Origin of the sequence: Methylotenera sp. G11 (assembly GCF_000799735.1) — a bacterium.
Lineage (GTDB): Bacteria > Pseudomonadota > Gammaproteobacteria > Burkholderiales > Methylophilaceae > Methylotenera.
In genome coordinates this window covers 2,470,720-2,488,999 of record NZ_JUHH01000001.1, presented here as the reverse complement: position 1 = coordinate 2,488,999, position 18,280 = coordinate 2,470,720, and the positions used below count along the sequence as shown (strand labels likewise).

Here is an 18,280-nt window from a genome sequence, read left to right as displayed (position 1 = left end):
TTTTGGCGCCAAGATCGCTGCAAGGCAGCGGGTACTTGGCGGACATGCCCTTTACGGTTACAAATAAACATAAGAAAGTAACTCGCCTGTCGGGCGAGACCGACCAGTTAACTTCCATGCACCTGCATTACATTACCGCAGCTACCACTTTAAGCGCATCCACCGTTGCCTTCACATCATGTACCCGTACAATCTTCGCACCCTTCATCACAGAAATCACCGAAGCGGCAAGACCGGCATGCAGGCGCTGCTGCTCATCCCCACCGGCTATCCTGCCCAGCACCGATTTACGCGACAACCCCACCAGCAGCGGAAACCCCAACTCTGCAAAACGATCCAGGTGCTGTATCAGTGCAACATTATGGGCAGTGGTTTTGCCAAAGCCGAAACCGGGGTCAAGCGTAATGCGCTCGCTTGCGATGCCGTGCGCCAGGCATGCCTCTACCCTGTCAGCCAGGAACTGCTTCACTTCGGCCACCACATCTTCATATTGAGGGTTAAGCTGCATGGTCTGCGGCACGCCCTGCATGTGCATCAGGCAAACACCGGCATTACTGGCGGCGACAATTTCAAGCGCCCCGTCTTCGCGCAGCGCACATATATCATTCACAATGTCCGCACCGGCTACAATGGCTGCGCGCATGACCTCAGGCTTATAGGTATCGATAGAAAGCGGTACGGTGGTGACTTTGCTTAAGGCTTCAATCACCGGAACCACGCGCCTGAGCTCCTCCTCCAGGCTTACGGGCTCAGCGCCGGGACGGGTGGACTCTCCGCCTATATCCAGAATATCCGCGCCTTCAGCAATGAGTTTTAATGCATGCTCTACGGCCAGATTGACGGAAGAATACTTGCCGCCATCAGAAAACGAATCAGGAGTGACGTTTACGATCCCCATCACCTGGGGCCGCGTCAAATCAAGCTGGAATCTTCCGCAGAGAAATTGGGTATTGATGTTCATGCTTAATTATACTCAATAAAAAGGGCTAGTTAACTAGCCCTTTTTATTTACATCAGCGATATTTACATCAGCATTAAATCAGTCCGGCAGCTATTCGGTTTTTGCACTTGGCTGCGGTGCCGTTGCGGCAGTTGGCCCGGGGCTGGCAGAACCTGCCGCAGGAGGGATCTTGCTTTGAGGCGGTTTGGGCTGGCGTACCGGCAAACCTGCCATAATATCGCCGATCTGATCAGCATCAATTGTTTCAAACTCCAACAGGGCTGCCGCCATCGCCTCTACCTTATCGCGATTTTCCTCAATCAGCCTGCGTGCAAGCGCATATTGCTCATCCAGGATACGGCGAATTTCCGCATCAACTTTCTGCTGCGTGGCCTCAGACACTGTTTTGGAGCTCATGCTGCCGAAGAATGAATCCTGCTCATTGCCCGCATACACCATGGTGCCCAGCGCATCACTCATACCATAACGCGTTACCATGTCGCGTGCCAGTTTGGTTGCACGCTCAAAGTCATTGGATGCGCCGGTAGACATCTGGTGCATGAACACTTCTTCCGCAATGCGGCCGCCGAACAGAATCGAAATTTCTTCGAGCATCTTGTCTTTATAGTTACTGATACGGTCGAACTCAGGCAACTGCCATGTCAGACCCAAAGCCCAGCCGCGCGGCATGATAGTCACCTTATGTACCGGGTCCGCTTTCGGCAGCAGTTCAGCCACAACCGCATGGCCTGATTCGTGATAAGCCGTATTGCGACGCTCGTCTTCACGCATCACCATGGATTTACGCTCCGGACCCATGAAGATTTTATCTTTTGCATCTTCAAAATCCTGCATATCCACGGTACGTTTATTACGGCGCGCAGCAAACAGGGCAGCCTCATTAACAAGGTTGGCCAGATCAGCACCGCTGAAGCCTGGCGTACCACGCGCCAGAATATCGGCTTTAACGTCAGGATCGATAGGCACTTTGCGCATGTGTACCATCAGAATCTGTTCGCGGCCTTTAATGTCCGGCAAGCCAACCATCACCTGGCGGTCAAAACGGCCTGGCCGTAACAGCGCTTTATCCAGCACATCGGCACGGTTGGTAGCGGCAATCACGATGACACCTGAGCTGGCTTCAAAGCCATCCATCTCGACCAGAAGCTGGTTCAGCGTCTGTTCACGCTCATCATTACCGCCGCCGGTGCCTGCACCGCGACTGCGACCAACCGCATCGATCTCATCAATAAAGATAATGCACGGTGAGTTCTTTTTGGCAGTTTCGAACATGTCACGTACGCGCGATGCACCGACGCCGACAAACATTTCCACAAAATCGGAACCTGAAATGGTAAAGAAAGGTACTTTTGCCTCACCGGCAATCGCACGCGCCAGCAGGGTTTTACCTGTACCAGGAGGGCCTACCATCAGCACGCCACGCGGGATACGACCACCCAGCTTCTGGAATTTGGTCGGGTCGCGCAGGAACTCCACCAGTTCAAACACTTCCTCTTTGGCTTCATCGCAACCTGCGACATCGGCGAATGTGGTCGGGTTATTGGCTTCATCAAGCTGGCGCGCCTTGCTTTTTCCGAAAGAAAACGGCCCGCCGCCCTTGCCGCCGCCCTGCATCTGGCGCATGAAGAATATCCACACCCCGATCAGCAAAATCATCGGGAACCATGAAACGAACATGCTCATGAGCAGGGACTGCTCTTCTTCAGGTTTGGACTCAACCGTCACGTTATATTTAAGTAAATCAGAAACCAGCCAAGGATCTGTAGGTGCATAGGTATTGAACTTCTTGCCATCCTGACCGGTTACGCGCAGCACGCGTCCGTCGATCTGCACTTTGGCAACGCGCCCGTCTTTAACATCCTGAATAAATTGGGAATATACGACTTGGTTATCTGCGCTATTCTTAACGCCGGACAGATTAAAGATCGCCATCAGCACCATCGCAATGGCCAACCAGATCGCAACATTCTTAAACACGTTGTTCAAAATTCCATTCCTTATATCAACAACAATACTTGTGATTTATGAGTAGCTTATACCAAAATTTAAGGTTTGCGCCCCAACCCCAGCAAATAAACTTCGCTACTTCTGTCACGCGAAGCTTTAGGCTTGCGTGTTACAACCTTATCAAACATCTGGCGCATATTCTGCAGGATTTCTTCAAATCCGGCGCCTATAAATACCTTGACCAGAAAATTGCCGCCAGGTTTCAGCCAGTCCTTACTAAAATCAAGCGCCAGCTCCGTTAAATAGGCGGCGCCAGCCTGGTCAACATCTTTAACACCACTGATATTGGGGGCCATATCTGCAATTACAAGGTCAACCGGTGTTTTATTTATTTTTTCTTCCAGCACCCTCAACACCGACTCCTCGCGAAAGTCGCCCTGTATGAAAGTCACGCCGCCTATCGGCTGCATGTCGAGGATATCCAGCGCAATGACCTTGCCCTGCCCCTTTAAACGCTGCACGGCTACCTGCGACCAGCTGCCGGGAGCGGAGCCCAGGTCGACCACCGTCATGCCAGGCTTGATCAGCTTATCCTTATCATCGATTTCCATCAGCTTGTAGGCGGCACGGGCACGGTAGCCTTCCTTCTGCGCAAGCTTTACATAGGGGTCGTTAAGATGCTCCTGCATCCATGCTTTACTGGTTCTAGAGGGTTTCATATTGTGTTTGCTTTTGCCGATTTAGGCACTGGCTAATATCATGTTAAAATGAACGACTATCAAATACGGTTAGAAAATAATGAAATTAAGCACCAAACAAATCGCCCACCTGCGCGGCCTGGCTCACAGCCTGAACCCTGTTGTCATGATAGGCAATAACGGACTCACAGAAAATGTCATTAAAGAGATCGAGCTCAACCTGAACGCGCATGAGCTTATCAAAGTGCAAGTTGCTGGCGATGATCGCACCGCACGCAAAGCCATATTTGATGACATCTGCAAACAAACCAGCGCTATCGCGGTGCATCATATCGGCAAACAGTTAGTATTTTACCGTCCAAGCAGCACTGTGAAAGAAAGTGCAAAAATCGTTATTCCAAAACTTTAGTCACAGAAAACCTGCTTTTCCCACGATATAAAAATGTATATCGTGGAAAAAATTTTATCGCGATTTCAGCACAACAACAAAAGCCAGCAGGCATTCAACCAGATAAGCCACGCTGGCGATACCATGCCAGCTCCTGAAGCGGTCTGCAAATACGCTCTGCATCACATCTGCGGGCAAAGCCTGCGCTTTCAGGTTCTCCAGTATGGGCTGAATGCCGAAATGCCCGGCCAGCACCAAAAGCAGCATCACGAATACCGCCCAGAAAAATGCCTGTTTTAATGCAGCAGTTCCATCCTGCACCAGACGGTGGATCAGCAGATAGAACGCGCTTACCATGCCGATATAGGTCACGACGGTAAATAACTTGCCGGCGAGCATACCGGCCAACTGCTTATCCTGCAGGCTATCGAACAATACATAAGCGCTGATACCGGCAGACCAAAGTGCGCCAGCCCATAATGTCACCATGATTAATGATAGCCTGTAAGCCATATTGGATACCCCTGGTTAAATATACGACACGTCTTAAATATACAGCACATCCAGCACTTCGTACTCTTTAATGCCGCCTGGTGCTGAAATCTCGGCAACATCACCTGCCAGCTTGCCAATCAAGCCGCGTGCGATCGGCGAGCTTACCGAAATCTTGCCGTTTTTAATGTCGGCTTCATCTTCACCGACGATTTGATAGGTTTTGTTATCACCGGAATCCAGGTCTTCGATATTGACGGTTGCGCCAAACACTACGCGCCCTTCAGCATTCAGGGTTCTCGGATCAATCACCTGTAAGTTTGACAGCTTGGCTTCCAGCTCGGCAATCCTGCCTTCGATAAAACTTTGACGTTCTTTTGCAGCTTCATATTCTGCATTTTCTGACAGGTCGCCCTGTGCACGCGCTTCGGCAATTGCCTGAATGATATTCGGCCTGTCCACACCGCGCAGGCGCTGTAATTCTTCTTTAAGTAACTCTGCACCACGCACGGTGACTGGAAATTGACTCAATGCCATATACTACCTCATATAAAAAATAAACCACACTCACATGAGCGTGGTTTCAAAAGTAAAAATTAGTTCTTTTACGAATTAGGCTAAGTTTATTTTAGCTCAGTTGTTTATGCAAGTTCTGCAATGACTCAACTTGTATCTCCTGCATGTGTGCCATGCCGATACACGCAGCTTTGGCACCCGCGATCGTTGTGTAGTAAGTCACTTTATTCTGCAGTGCGCTGCGGCGGATTTCATATGAGTCCGCAACAGCACGCTTGTCTTCAGTCACATTCACGATGAAGCTGATATCACCGTTTTTGATCATGTCGACAATATGCGGACGACCTTCGGCCACTTTATTCACCGGCTGCACTTTCAAGCCATTGGCTGCCAGCGCTGCTGCAGTGCCTTTGGTTGCAACCAGTTCGAAACCAAGACGGTCAAGCTGCTGCGCAATTTCAACCACTTTTGCATAGTCTTCTTTACGCACACTGATAAATGCACGACCGCCTTCAGGCAACTTGGTTGAAGCTCCCAATTGTGATTTCAGGAACGCTTCGGCAAACGTGCTGCCCACGCCCATGACTTCACCGGTAGACTTCATCTCAGGACCAAGAATAGTATCTACACCTGGGAACTTGATGAACGGGAACACCGCCTCTTTCACTGAGTAGAACGGCGGCACAATTTCACGCGTCACATTTTGTGATACAAGTGACTGGCCGACCATGCAGCGTGCAGCTACTTTAGCCAGCTGCAAGCCACAAGCCTTGGACACGAACGGTACAGTACGTGAAGCACGCGGATTGACTTCCAGTACATAGACGGTCTCGCCCTGAATCGCAAACTGCACGTTCATTAAACCAACCACGCCTAAGGCTTTTGCCATCTGCTTGGTCTGCACGCGCAGTTCATCCTGCAGTTTTGCTGACAGGCTGTATGGCGGCAATGAACATGCCGAGTCACCGGAGTGAACACCCGCTTGCTCAACGTGCTCCATGATACCGCCGATGATCACTTCCTCACCGTCAGACAATGCATCTACATCCACTTCCAGTGCATCATTCAGGAACCGGTCCAGCAGCACCGGTGATTCATTTGAAACTTTAACCGCTTCACGCATATAGCGCTCAAGCTGGCTTTGCTCCTGCACGATTTCCATCGCACGGCCGCCCAGCACGTATGAAGGGCGCACCACCAGCGGATAACCGATTTCACCAGCCAGACGCAGCGCTTCCTGTTCGGTACGTGCAGTACGGTTTGGCGGCTGCTTCAAGCCTAATTCGTGCAGCATCTTCTGGAAGCGTTCACGGTCTTCAGCCATGTCAATCGCATCCGGCGTGGTACCAATGATAGGCACGCCGGCTTTTTCCAGGTCACGCGCCAGTTTCAATGGAGTCTGGCCGCCGTACTGCACAATCACGCCTACCGGTTTTTCCAGCGCAACGATCTCCAGCACATCTTCCAGCGTCACCGGCTCGAAGTACAAACGGTCTGAGGTGTCGTAATCGGTTGAAACCGTTTCAGGGTTACAGTTCACCATGATGGTTTCATAGCCATCTTCGCGCATGGCAAACGCGGCATGTACACAGCAGTAATCGAACTCGATACCCTGGCCGATACGGTTCGGGCCACCGCCCAATACCATGATTTTTTTCTTGTCTGATGGCTGCGCTTCGCACTCTTCTTCATAGGTTGAGTACATGTATGCGGTATTGGTTGCAAACTCTGCGGCACAGGTATCGACACGTTTGTACACAGGGCGCACATGCAAAGCCTGACGGTAGGCACGCACTGCATGCTGGTCAGTATCCATCAGCTTAGCCAGACGGCGGTCAGAGAAACCGCGGCGCTTGAGCTGCAGCAAAGCAGCCTTGTCCAGGTCGGCAAGGTTCTTGCCTTTTAACGCCTGCTCACGGTCAATGATGTCTTTAAGCTGCACCAGGAACCAGCGGTCGATTTTTGAAATATCGAACACCTCATCAACGCTCAGTCCCATGCGGAACGCATCGCCCACGTACCAGATGCGCTCAGGGCCAGGCACACCGATTTCCTTGGTGATGGTGTCCAAGTCTGTGGTTTTTTCATCCAGGCCATCCACGCCGACTTCCAGGCCGCGCATGGCTTTCTGGAATGATTCCTGGAAAGTGCGGCCAATAGCCATCACTTCACCCACAGATTTCATCTGCGTGGTCAGGCGGCTATCTGCCTGCGGGAATTTCTCAAACGCAAAACGCGGCACTTTAGTCACCACGTAATCGATGCTAGGCTCGAAAGATGCAGGTGTTGCACCGCCGGTGATCTCATTGCGCAGTTCATCCAGCGTAAACCCTACCGCCAGCTTTGCGGCTACTTTGGCAATCGGGAAGCCGGTTGCTTTAGAGGCTAGTGCAGATGAACGTGACACGCGCGGATTCATTTCGATGACGATCATGCGGCCATCGTTCGGATTGATCGCGAACTGCACGTTGGAACCGCCGGTATCAACGCCGATCTCGCGCAGCACAGCCAGACTGGCATTACGCATGATCTGGTACTCTTTATCAGTCAGCGTTTGCGCCGGTGCTACGGTGATCGAATCGCCGGTATGTACGCCCATCGGGTCCAGGTTTTCGATTGAGCAGATGATGATGCAGTTGTCCGCAGAGTCGCGCACCACTTCCATTTCGTATTCTTTCCAGCCCAGCAATGACTCTTCAATCAATAGCTCGCTGGTAGGCGATGCATCCAGGCCGCGTTCACAGATCGTAATGAATTCTTCACGGTTATAAGCAATACCGCCACCACTGCCGCCCATGGTAAATGATGGGCGGATAATTGCCGGGTAGCCAATCGTGGCTTGCACCTGCAAGGCTTCTTCCATGCTATGCGCAACCGCAGAACGGGCAGAACCCAAACCGATTTTGGTCATGGCGTCCTTGAATTTCTGGCGGTCTTCCGCTTTGTCGATGGCCTCTTTGGAAGCGCCGATCAACTCTACGTTGAATTTCTCAAGCACACCGTGCTTGTCCAGATCCAGTGCACAGTTCAATGCCGTCTGGCCGCCCATGGTTGGCAGCAGCGCATCAGGGCGCTCTTTTTCAATGATCTTTTCCACCACCTGCCAGGTCACCGGCTCAATGTAGGTAGCATCAGCCATTTCCGGGTCGGTCATGATCGTGGCCGGATTGGAGTTCACAAGGATCACGCGGTATCCTTCTTCACGCAGTGCTTTACATGCCTGCGCACCGGAATAGTCAAACTCACAGGCCTGACCGATGACGATAGGGCCTGCGCCGATAATGAGAATAGATTTAATGTCTGTACGTTTTGCCATAATGATTTAGCCACAGATAAACACAGATGAACACAGATAAAAATGTTCAAACTCTAAAATTTATTTGCTTTATTTCCCTTAAAATCCATTAAAAATCAATAACCCGATGATTTACCCAAATAAACATCTGCATCTATCAGTGTTCATCTGTGTTTATCTGTGGCTATTTTTGTTTTTCCTGCATCATGCCAATGAAACGGTCGAACAAATAACTCATTTCAGTAGGGCCTGGACTCGCCTCAGGGTGCCCCTGGAAGCTGAACGCAGGTTGATCGGTGCGCGCGATCCCTTGCAGGCTGCCGTCGAACAATGACACATGGGTCACTTTGATATTGGCAGGCAAGCTTGCCGCATCGGCTGCAAAGCCGTGGTTCTGGCTGGTGATGTAAACACGCTTGGTTTCCACATCCTGCACCGGATGGTTTGCACCGTGGTGGCCGAACTTCATTTTTACGGTTTTTGCACCGCTGGCCAAAGCCAGCAACTGATGACCGAGACAGATACCAAATGTAGGCACGCCTTTGTCAACAATGGTCTTGATCGCCTTGATTGCATAATCGCATGGCTCAGGGTCGCCTGGGCCGTTAGACAGGAATACGCCATCAGGATTCAGCGCCAGCGCTTCTTCGGCTGTGGCCTGCGCCGGCAGCACAGTCACTTTACAGCCGCGGGAAACCAGCATGCGCAGGATATTGCGTTTCACGCCGTAATCGTAGGCAACCACATGAAACTTGCCTTCAGGTGCCTGGGTAAAACCCTGGCCCAGCACCCACTCACCTTCAGTAAACTGGTATGGCTTTTCGCAGGTCACGACTTTAGCCAGATCCAGCCCAGCCATGCCGGGGAAGCCGGCGATCAGGTCGTTAGCCAAAGCCAGGGCTTTCGCCTCATCAGCTTCACCGGCGATAATAGCGCCGGCCTGCGCACCTTTTTCACGCAAAACACGTGTCAGTTTGCGCGTATCGATACCGGAAATTGCCACTACATTATTGCTTGCCAGGTATTCAGGCAAAGATTGAGTGCTTCTGAAGTTGCTGTGGGTAAGCGGCAAATCGCGAATGATCAAACCGCTCGCATAAACCTTGCCGGACTCTACGTCTTCAGCGTTCACACCATAATTGCCGATGTGCGGATAAGTCAATGTAACGATTTGCTTGGTGTATGACGGATCGGTAAGGATCTCTTGGTAGCCAGTCATCGAAGTGTTGAATACAACCTCGGCCACGGTGTGGCCTGAAGCTCCGATCGACATGCCACGAAACACGGTTCCATCTGCAAGTACTAGTATGGCGGGCAGGTTTTGTGACACAGTAACTCCTTGTTTTTACGGCATTAAAAATTGTATAGTCTTTGTCCATCATGAACAGATGGCAGATATGCAAAACGGGAGGAGTAGGTTTACTCTTCCCGTTTCAGAATTAACGAATTATAGCGAAAAAAAACCGACTAATCAATGTAAACATGCATCTGCCTCATCTGTCGCAAATGCATGTTTGCCAGCAGCAGCTGTGCGGAAACCGCCCCTGCAAAAGCCAGAAACATATCCCATTGCGTATCCCAGATATCGCCCTGCGTCGCAAGGAACGCCACGGCATCGCTGCCGGAAGCCAGTGCTACCCACCACTCAATAAACTCATAAAAAGCGCTTATTGCAAGGCACACGCAAACTACGATAAAAAACAGCCACTTACCCGGCTTCAGCGGCGAAGTGCGCAATAACACCTCGCGGGCGAGCATTGCCGGTACAAAGCCCTGCGCAACATGCCCCACGCGATCATAATAATTGCGGTCCCAGCCGTAATAATCACGCAGCCAGTTAAAAACCGGCATCTCGGCATAAGTATAATGCCCTCCCACCAGCAGAATGACCATATGCAGCGCGATCAAACCGTACACCAGGTTTGTCAGCGGGAACCTGCGGCACGTGATCAGCAGCAGCGGCAATGCGACCAGCACCGGAAAAACCTCAAGAAACCAGGTGAAGTAATCGTGCGGGGCGATTGCGGACCAGGTAAAAAATACCCCGACAAATAGACATAGCACACTTGAATACTGGCGATCACTCATGCTGCCGCTCCGCTTAAAATAAACACGCAATAAAATCCATCAAAACCGCTTAATCAAAACCGAAATGCCGGATCAGGTAAGTCTTGATGACCTGCGTCAGCCCCAGGTAAACCAGCAGAATGGCTGACAGGTAGAGCCAGTAATCGGCAGGCAACGGAATCATCTGCAATTTTGGCGCAAGCGCCGAATATGGCAGATAGACCGCAAAAATACAGATTGCCAGCGTACTCAACAGCAAAGGTGTGCTTGGCTTGCTTTGCAGAAAAGGGATTTTACCGGTGCGTATCACATGCACGATGAGCGTCTGCGAAAGCAACGACTCAACAAACCAGGCAGTCTGGAACAGGCTGGCATGCGCCGGCGTTGTACATTCAAATACAAACCACATCAGGGCGAAAGTCACGTAGTCAAAGACCGAGCTGATGGGCCCGATGGTAAAGATATAACGGGCGATATTTCCCAGCTCCCATTTACGGGGCTGTGAAATATATTCATCATCCACACTGTCTGTCGCCACGACGGTCTGCGAGAAATCATACATCAGGTTATTAAAAAGAATCTGCACCGGCGCCATCGGCAAGAAAGGCAGAAAAGCGCTGGCGCCAAGCACGCTTAGCATATTGCCGAAATTGGAGCTGGCGCTCATACGGATATATTTGACGATATTCCCGAACACTTTCCTGCCCTCAACCAGACCATCCCTGATCACCATCAGGTTCTTTTCCATCAGGATAATATCCGCCGATTCCTTTGCGATGTCCGCCGCATTATCCACCGAAATCCCGACGTCCGCAGCCTTGAGCGCCGGGCCATCATTGATGCCATCACCCATGAACCCGACCACATGCCCCTGCTTCTGAAGCGCGGCAATGATGCGCGCCTTCTGCTGGGGATACAGCTTGGCAAAAACTACAGCAGTTCCAACGGCACCTGCCAGTTCAGCATCGGACATTGCTTCGATCTGGCTACCCAGCAGAATAGCGTCGACCGCAAGCCCCACATCATGACACACCTTGCGCGAGACGCCTTCATTGTCCCCGGTCAGGATCTTAACGGTGACGCCATACTGATGGAGCGCAGCAATCGCCGGCCCGGCCGATTCTTTGGGCGGGTCAAGAAATGCAATATACCCGCTTAATATCAAATTGGATTCATCAACCGGCTCATAGGCGATATGTTCATGGCTGACCTCCCTGTAAGCAACGGCAATCACGCGAAAACCATCCTCATTGAGTGCGCTGACAACCCTGCGCGTTGCTTCCATCTGCGCCGGCTCCAGGGGTTTTACATGTGCCCCGTGCTGAAAACGGTCGCATATACTGAGGATCTCCTCGGCAGCACCTTTACAGATCAGCAGGTGCGATAGCTGATTTTTTTCAACGATCACCGACATGCGCCGCCGCTGAAAATCAAATGGGATCTCATCCACTTTCCGGTAAACGCTTACCTCATGCAGCTTCTTATGCACTTCCGCATGCTCAAGCACCGCGATATCAAGCAGATTCTTCAGTCCAGACTGATAGTGACTATTAAGGTAAGCAAATTCCAGCACCCGCTCATCCTCATTACCTTCAATGTCCACATGCCGCTCCAGCACCACCTTGTCCTGCGTAAGTGTTCCGGTCTTGTCGGCACAGAGTATATCCATCGCACCAAAATTCTGGATCGCATTCAAACGCTTAACGATCACTTTCTTGCGCGACATGGCAATACCGCCTTTGGCCAGGTTGACAGTCACCAGCATCGGCAGCATTTCCGGAGCAAGCCCTACTGCAACAGCCGATGCAAACAAAAGCGCCTCGATCCAGTTGCCTTTGGCAAATCCATTAATGAGGAATACCGTGGGCACCATAAAGCACATGATACGGATCATTAACCAGATATACTTCTGCACCCCCTGGTCGAAACTCGTCAGTTCTTTTTCCTCAGCAATCGTTGAGGCAATTGACCCGAAAAAGGTATGCCCTCCGGTCGCCATGACAACGCCGACAGCAGTACCCGAAACCACATGGGTACCCATGAAACATAGATTGAACAGATCGGGAATGCCGGTTTCCGCTGCCTGCGTCTGACTGGCGTATTTCTCCACAGGCATGGATTCGCCCGTAAGCGAGGACTGGTTCACGAACAGGTCCTTGACGGAAATCAGGCGCACATCCGCAGGCACCATATCCCCCGCAGACAGATGCACGGTATCACCCGGCACAATGCCGCTTAAAGGTACTTCCTCGGTCTCGCCTGCAGCTGTCGCAGAACGCCTGCGCTGCACGGACGCGGTCGTACGTACCAGGGCGCGCAGCCCCTCGGCTGCCTTGCCGGTGCGATACTCCTGAACAAAACCCAGCGTAGTGGAAAGAAAAACCATCAGCACGATGACTTCTGCGCCATGGGTTTCGCCGGTAACGAGTGCCACGGCCGAAAGGCTCAGCAGCAGCAAGGGAAGCGGGGTTAGAAAAAGACTTAAAAAACGTAAGAAAGGAGGCTTGTTTTTTACGGCAGCAATGACATTGGGACCATACTTCCGCAGCCGCTCACTGGCTTCGCTTTCCAGCAAGCCTTCTGATGAGGCGTTCAGTTCACGGAGAACTTCATCTGCATCTAGCTTTGCAAACTGCCGGAAGCGATCTGTAATTTTTCACTCCTTAGCCCCAAACAATTCAGGCCTCGGCACCCGGCAAAGGGATGCGGTGAGTCCTGCGGAAAAGACACGCTACCGATACATGCTTACCTTAAACTTAACACGTCCTGCATATCATAAAGGCCGGCATTTTTTCCGGTCAGGAACTTGGCAGCGCGTAATGCGCCTATTGCAAAGGTGGCACGGCTGCTGGCTTTGTGGGTAAGCTCCACACGCTCACCGATCCCCGCAAACAACACGGTATGGTCACCCACCACATCACCGCCGCGCACGGTAGCAAAACCTATCGTACTGGGGTCACGCTCGCCGGTGACGCCTTCGCGGCCATAGACAGCGCACTGCCCAAGATCACGCCCCAACGCACTGGCAGCCGCCTCACCAAGACGCAGTGCTGTACCGGATGGTGCATCCACTTTATGACGGTGATGTGCCTCGATAATTTCAATGTCATAGCCTTCGCTGAGCACTTTGGCAGCTGACTGCACCAGATTGATCAGCAAGGTCACGCCGACACTCATATTGGGGGCAAAAACGATAGGGATATTCTTAGCAGCCGTTTCGATGGCCGCTTTCTGTTCTGCAGAAAAACCTGTGGTGCCGATGATCATGCCCACATTGGCCTTCTGGCATGCTTCCATATACTGCATGCTGGCTTCCGGTCGCGTAAAATCAACCAATACATCAGCGCCATTCAATGCCGCTTCAACATCCGAAGTCACTTTAACGCCAGACAGCTTGCCGAACTGCTCACCGGCATCGCGACCCAGGCAAGGGTTTTCAGCACGGTCCAATGCCCCATGAAGAATCAGCTCGGCATCCGCAAACACCGACTCCAGCAAAGCATGCCCCATGCGGCCAGAACATCCGGCAATAACGACTTTTAATGGACTGACCATATTTCTGAAACCTGTAACTTTCTGTACTTTTGAATTAAAAACTGATTGAAATAAGAACTGATGAAATTAAAAAAATTAATAAACTTTAATGACCCTGTGCGTTTAAAACCATCATCGGCTCTATGGCAGCTCAGCCGGCACGGCTTATAACAAGCGCTCGGCTGACCGGTTCAGCATCAGAAGCCGATCTGCTCCAGCATGCGGTCAAAATAACTTGGGCTGCTTTCATCCGGCAGCTCTTTAGGTGCCGGGATGGTTTTATTGCCGGCTCGCGGCTGCGGAGCCGGTGCAGGCGCAGCTTCTTCAGTTTCTGATTGCAACTTCCTGTCGAAACGCATGCCTGATGACGAATCGTAAGCCTGCGATTTAACAGGGGGCTCTTCCGGGGCAGTCGCACTTGGCGCTGGGGCTACAGGCTCAGCCGCATTCATTTGCACCGGCGCAGCAGCAGGCTGCACTTCTGCCGCAGGGCTGGCAGGTACTGGCATTTCAGTCGCAGGGGCGGCAACCGCCGGGCTATCGGGTGCAGCCGGCACCTCCATCGGCACAGCCAGCAAGGATTTTGGCTCATCTACGACGGCAGGTGTCTGCTGAGGTTGTTTTGCAGCAGCCTTGGCAGCCTCTTCCGCCTCCAGCTTGGCTTTAGCTGCAGCTTCTTTTTCTGCGGCCTCTTTTGCCAGTTCGGCTTCGTCTTTTTCCCAGAATTTGAGTTTATTTAAAAGCCCTTTTTCTTCCGGTTTCTTGATCGGAGTAATGACACGTGTCCCTGTAGGAGCTTCTGCCTCATTGGCTTTGGATTGATCACTGCCGGCCGGAATCACGTCACCGCGCACCGATTTCAGTAATTCATTTTCAAAAATCATAACCACCTGACGCTGCTCTTTGAGTTTGCCTCCTTCACGCATCTGGTAAACGTAATCCCAGCGATTGCCATGGAAGCTATCCTGGATAAGCGGCGTGCCCATAATAAAACGCACCTGGGATTTAGTCATGCCCGGCCGCAACTGCAGCAGCATTTTAGATGTCACAACATTACCCTGCTGCACATCCAACTTGTATGGTTTTATTGAAGGCAACGCTGTACCGCATGACACACACAGGAACGACAGCAAGATGAATATATAACGCATATTATGACTTTAGTTTGAATTAGCGTTAATATAACACGTTGACCGCCAACCCAAAACATTGAGATTACAAATCGATAAGATTGTAAATCTGTGAGCAACCAAAGTATGCATGACCAAAAAGACTTAAAAAACGCCGGACTCAAAGCCACGCTGCCCAGGCTTAAAATTCTGGAACTGTTTGAGAATAGCAAAGAACGCCACCTGTCTGCCGAAGACGTTTATAAAATCCTGATTACTTCGGATGAAGATGTCGGACTGGCAACGGTTTACCGTGTGCTGACGCAGTTTGAACAGGCCGGCCTGCTGGTACGCCACCACTTTGAAAGCGGCAAAGCCGTATTTGAATTAAACGAAAGCGGCCATCACGACCATATCGTCTGCCTGCAATGCGGCCATGTTGAAGAGTTCTGTGATGACCAGATCGAGAAGCGCCAGCAAGCGATTGCCAAAGAAAGAGGCTTTAATATACGTGAGCATTCACTCTATATTTATGCAGACTGCTCAAAATCCCCCTGCGACAAAAAAGCCAGCTGAATCCGAAGTTCAGGCCTGACCCTTCACATCACCAGGCTGAGCCTGACACAAGCGGCCTCAGGCAAACCCCAGCATCTCCGTCGCATGTTTGCGCGTGGTGTCCGTAATTTCCAGGCCGCCAAGCATGCGGGCGATTTCTTCGATGCGCTGCCCATCATCCAGCTGCTCGATATTGCTCAGCGTCTGTTCATTCACCAGGGCTTTGCTGACACGCAAATGATGCTGCCCAAGCGCCGCGACTTGCGGCAAATGCGTAATCACAAGCACCTGGCGCTCGACACCCAGCTGCTTCAGCAGGTTGCCGACCACTTCGGCTACGCCACCGCCTATGCCCACATCGACCTCATCAAATATCATCGTCGGCACGCCGCCCTGCTGCGCAGTCACCACGCGAATGGCGAGGCTGATGCGCGACAGCTCACCGCCTGACGCCACTTTATTGAGCGGTCGCGGCAACACGCCGGCATGGCCCGCCACCATAAATTCAACCTGTTCCAGGCCGTTAGCCCCCGGCGGCTGCGGCGACAATTCCACCACGAATTTACCGCCGCTTAATGAAAGGCGCTGCATCTCGGCAGTGATCTTTTCGTGCAGCGTCGCTGCGGCACGCTTTCTGCCGGCACTTAGTTTTTCAGCAAGCTGCGTATATTCGCTGAACGCCTGAGCCTCCTGCTCCGCCAGTGCCTTGCTGTCCTCCACCTCGGCCAGCTCAGCCATGCGCGCCTGGAATGTCAGCAGCAGATCCGGCAGGTCTTCCACGGCAACGCGATATTTGCGTGCAGCCGCATGGATGGCCTGAATGCGGGCCTCCACCTCATTCAGGCGTGATGGATCCAGATCCACATGCTGAACATAACGGCTGATGGAACGGCTGGCCTCCTGCAATTGGATCATGCCCGAATCCAGCGTCTCCAATGCTTCGGTCAGGCTGGCATCATATTCATGCATCGTTTGCAGTTTATGCTGTATGTGCGCCAACTGGCTCAAGGCCGACAAGTCGCCTTCGCTTAAAAGCTCAAGACAAGCCTCTCCGTTCTTGATGAGTTCCGCACCGTTGGACAAGCGCGTGTGCTCCTGCTGCAATTCATCCCACTCGGCGGCAACAAAAGCCAGCTGCGATAGCTCACGGGTATCGTCGCGCAGACCGGCCAGCTCATCCGCATAGGCGGCTGCATTTTTTTCCAGGGACAAGCGCAGCTCATGCAGATGGTGCCAATGCCTGTATTTCACCGCAACCTCACCCGCCACCGCCGCCAGCCCGCCGAACTCATCCAGGATCTGGCGCTGCGTTGCCAGCTTGAGCAGGGAGTGATGGGCATTCTGGCTGTAAATATCCACCAGCATTTCCCCAATATCCTTAAGCTGCTGTACCGTGACCGGCGTACCATTGATAAAAGCGCGTGAACGCCCATCCGCATACACCACCCGGCGCAGCACAAGTTCACCGGAATCACCTTCCAGTTCCGACTGCTGCAGCCATGCACGGACTTCGGTGTGCCGCACAATATCGAACATCACACTGATTTCCGCTTTGTCGCAGCCGACACGCGTAACGCCGCCTTCACCCCTGGCCCCCAGTGCCAGCGACAAGGCATCAATCAGGATGGACTTGCCTGCGCCGGTCTCGCCGGTAAGCACGGTAAACCCGGGCTGGAACTCCAGGTCAAGTTTGCTGACAATCACAAAATCACGGATAGACAGGCTTTGCAGCATCACCCTACCCCCAATTCAGTTTGTTGCGCAGCATATCGAAATAACAGTAATCGCTGGGATGGAGCAGAAAGATATTGCGCTCGGAGCGCTGCACGATGATCTTATCGCCAACCTCCAGCGTTTCCTGGGACTGGCCATCCATGCTCAGCTGCGCCTCATTGAACTGCACCAGGGTCACTTCTATCCGGCTGTTGCTGTTCACCGCTATCGGCCGGTTACTGAGCGTGTGCGGACAGATCGGCACCAGGGAGATCGCTTCCAGGTTAGGGTGCAGAATAGGGCCGCCGGCGGATAAGGCATAGGCTGTCGTTCCCGTCGGGGTGCTTAAAATGAGCCCGTCACTGCGCTGCTTGTAAACAAACTGGCCATCGATTTCAACTTCCAGTTCGATCAGGCGCAGGCCGCTTTTAATGACCACATCATTTAATGCGTAACTGCTGTGTATGACCTGGTTCTGCCGCACCACCTGCGTGGAAAGCAGCATACGTGGCTCCCTGATGTAGTTGCCGGCAACGATACGGTCGATTTCAGCCAGCATGTCTTCGGCACGCAAATCCGTCAGAAAACCAAAGCGCCCGCGATTGACGCCTATCAGCGGCACGTCGTCTTCAATCAGGCTGCGCGCGACAGTAAGCATGGTGCCGTCACCGCCCATGACAATCGCGAGATCAGCCGTTTTGCCAATCTCCTGTATCGAGAGTGTTTTATATTGGGAAAGCTGTGTGTGCTGAGCCGTATTTTCCTCAACCCACACTTCTATGTTTTTAGCCGCCAGATATTGCGCCAAATCCGACAAATCATTCTGCATTAACTGCAGAGCCGATTTGTTCATGTATTTGCCAATAAGCGCTATTTTTTTGAATTTAGTATGCACGGATGAATTAAAACATAGTCCGCAAATCTTGGCAAAGCGAGTTTGAGCCTTATGTTTGCAAAAGCCGCCACCGGGCATGATGAAAGCGGCAACAAACCGGAAACAACCCG

Annotated in this window: 15 protein-coding genes; 2 read left to right on the top strand and 13 right to left on the bottom strand. The window is 52.1% G+C overall.

What is annotated here, in order from left to right; genetic code table 11:
- Positions 1-127: 127 nt before the first annotated feature.
- The 3 genes from folP to rlmE form a co-directional block, all read right to left on the bottom strand.
- Positions 128-961, bottom strand: a complete 834-nt coding sequence (gene folP / locus GQ51_RS11655; RefSeq protein ID WP_047553228.1) for a dihydropteroate synthase — start codon at positions 959-961, stop codon at positions 128-130.
- Positions 962-1,051: 90 nt separating this feature from the next.
- A complete protein-coding gene (gene ftsH, locus GQ51_RS11650; RefSeq protein ID WP_047553224.1) occupies positions 1,052-2,947 on the bottom strand; it encodes an ATP-dependent zinc metalloprotease FtsH in 1,896 nt (631 codons plus the stop codon).
- A gap of 59 nt (positions 2,948-3,006) precedes the next feature.
- Entirely contained in the window at positions 3,007-3,627 is a 621-nt protein-coding gene (rlmE, locus tag GQ51_RS11645) for a 23S rRNA (uridine(2552)-2'-O)-methyltransferase RlmE (protein ID WP_047553221.1), read from the bottom strand.
- 79 nt (positions 3,628-3,706) lie between these two features.
- On the opposite strand from rlmE, the gene yhbY reads away from it, so the two are divergent.
- Positions 3,707-4,015 carry a ribosome assembly RNA-binding protein YhbY gene (yhbY, locus tag GQ51_RS11640; RefSeq protein WP_047553218.1) on the top strand — a complete coding sequence of 103 codons (309 nt, stop codon included), beginning with the start codon at positions 3,707-3,709 and terminating at the stop codon, positions 4,013-4,015.
- A 54-nt stretch (positions 4,016-4,069) separates the two neighbouring features.
- On the opposite strand, the gene GQ51_RS11635 is transcribed toward yhbY, so the two are convergent.
- The 8 genes from GQ51_RS11635 to bamE all read right to left on the bottom strand — a co-directional run bounded on the left by GQ51_RS11635 (position 4,070) and on the right by bamE (position 15,049).
- Positions 4,070-4,507, bottom strand: coding sequence for a DUF4149 domain-containing protein (locus GQ51_RS11635; protein WP_047553214.1), 438 nt, complete (start codon positions 4,505-4,507; stop codon positions 4,070-4,072).
- A gap of 33 nt (positions 4,508-4,540) precedes the next feature.
- The gene (gene greA / locus GQ51_RS11630; RefSeq protein WP_047553211.1) at positions 4,541-5,023 is read right to left on the bottom strand and encodes a transcription elongation factor GreA; all 483 of its coding nucleotides are present in this window, start codon (positions 5,021-5,023) and stop codon (positions 4,541-4,543) included.
- 91 nt (positions 5,024-5,114) lie between these two features.
- Complete coding sequence (gene carB, locus GQ51_RS11625) at positions 5,115-8,318, bottom strand: carbamoyl-phosphate synthase large subunit (protein WP_047553209.1); 3,204 nt, start codon at positions 8,316-8,318, stop codon at positions 5,115-5,117.
- 163 nt (positions 8,319-8,481) lie between these two features.
- On the bottom strand, positions 8,482-9,627 hold the full coding sequence (gene carA / locus GQ51_RS11620) for a glutamine-hydrolyzing carbamoyl-phosphate synthase small subunit (RefSeq protein WP_047553206.1): 1,146 nt from the start codon (positions 9,625-9,627) through the stop codon (positions 8,482-8,484).
- A gap of 137 nt (positions 9,628-9,764) precedes the next feature.
- Complete coding sequence (locus tag GQ51_RS11615; RefSeq protein WP_047553203.1) at positions 9,765-10,385, bottom strand: DUF2238 domain-containing protein; 621 nt, start codon at positions 10,383-10,385, stop codon at positions 9,765-9,767.
- A 49-nt stretch (positions 10,386-10,434) separates the two neighbouring features.
- Positions 10,435-13,017 carry a magnesium-translocating P-type ATPase gene (mgtA, locus tag GQ51_RS11610; RefSeq protein WP_047553200.1) on the bottom strand — a complete coding sequence of 861 codons (2,583 nt, stop codon included), beginning with the start codon at positions 13,015-13,017 and terminating at the stop codon, positions 10,435-10,437.
- A gap of 92 nt (positions 13,018-13,109) precedes the next feature.
- The gene (gene dapB, locus GQ51_RS11605; RefSeq protein ID WP_047553198.1) at positions 13,110-13,919 is read right to left on the bottom strand and encodes a 4-hydroxy-tetrahydrodipicolinate reductase; all 810 of its coding nucleotides are present in this window, start codon (positions 13,917-13,919) and stop codon (positions 13,110-13,112) included.
- A 176-nt stretch (positions 13,920-14,095) separates the two neighbouring features.
- A complete protein-coding gene (gene bamE, locus GQ51_RS11600) occupies positions 14,096-15,049 on the bottom strand; it encodes an outer membrane protein assembly factor BamE (RefSeq protein WP_047553195.1) in 954 nt (317 codons plus the stop codon).
- A gap of 105 nt (positions 15,050-15,154) precedes the next feature.
- Between bamE and fur the strand changes: the two genes are divergently transcribed.
- Positions 15,155-15,583 (top strand): ferric iron uptake transcriptional regulator, encoded by a 429-nt coding sequence (gene fur / locus GQ51_RS11595; RefSeq protein ID WP_047553193.1) that lies wholly within the window; start codon positions 15,155-15,157, stop codon positions 15,581-15,583.
- A gap of 57 nt (positions 15,584-15,640) precedes the next feature.
- On the opposite strand, the gene recN is transcribed toward fur, so the two are convergent.
- Positions 15,641-17,296 carry a DNA repair protein RecN gene (gene recN, locus GQ51_RS11590; protein WP_047553191.1) on the bottom strand — a complete coding sequence of 552 codons (1,656 nt, stop codon included), beginning with the start codon at positions 17,294-17,296 and terminating at the stop codon, positions 15,641-15,643.
- Between the two features lie 4 nt (positions 17,297-17,300).
- Positions 17,301-18,170, bottom strand: a complete 870-nt coding sequence (locus GQ51_RS11585; protein ID WP_268746832.1) for an NAD kinase — start codon at positions 18,168-18,170, stop codon at positions 17,301-17,303.
- Positions 18,171-18,280 lie beyond the last annotated feature (110 nt).

Excerpts from the sequence above, each read along its gene's own strand:
- folP (WP_047553228.1), bottom strand. The coding sequence starts at position 961 with ATGAACATCAATACCCAATTTCTCTGCGGAAGATTCCAGCTTGATTTG.
- rlmE (WP_047553221.1), bottom strand. The coding sequence starts at position 3,627 with ATGAAACCCTCTAGAACCAGTAAAGCATGGATGCAGGAGCATCTTAAC.
- yhbY (WP_047553218.1), top strand. The coding sequence starts at position 3,707 with ATGAAATTAAGCACCAAACAAATCGCCCACCTGCGCGGCCTGGCTCAC.
- GQ51_RS11635 (WP_047553214.1), bottom strand. The coding sequence starts at position 4,507 with ATGGCTTACAGGCTATCATTAATCATGGTGACATTATGGGCTGGCGCA.
- greA (WP_047553211.1), bottom strand. The coding sequence starts at position 5,023 with ATGGCATTGAGTCAATTTCCAGTCACCGTGCGTGGTGCAGAGTTACTT.
- carB (WP_047553209.1), bottom strand. The coding sequence starts at position 8,318 with ATGGCAAAACGTACAGACATTAAATCTATTCTCATTATCGGCGCAGGC.
- GQ51_RS11615 (WP_047553203.1), bottom strand. The coding sequence starts at position 10,385 with ATGAGTGATCGCCAGTATTCAAGTGTGCTATGTCTATTTGTCGGGGTA.
- dapB (WP_047553198.1), bottom strand. The coding sequence starts at position 13,919 with ATGGTCAGTCCATTAAAAGTCGTTATTGCCGGATGTTCTGGCCGCATG.
- bamE (WP_047553195.1), bottom strand. The coding sequence starts at position 15,049 with ATGCGTTATATATTCATCTTGCTGTCGTTCCTGTGTGTGTCATGCGGT.
- fur (WP_047553193.1), top strand. The coding sequence starts at position 15,155 with ATGCATGACCAAAAAGACTTAAAAAACGCCGGACTCAAAGCCACGCTG.
- recN (WP_047553191.1), bottom strand. The coding sequence starts at position 17,296 with ATGCTGCAAAGCCTGTCTATCCGTGATTTTGTGATTGTCAGCAAACTT.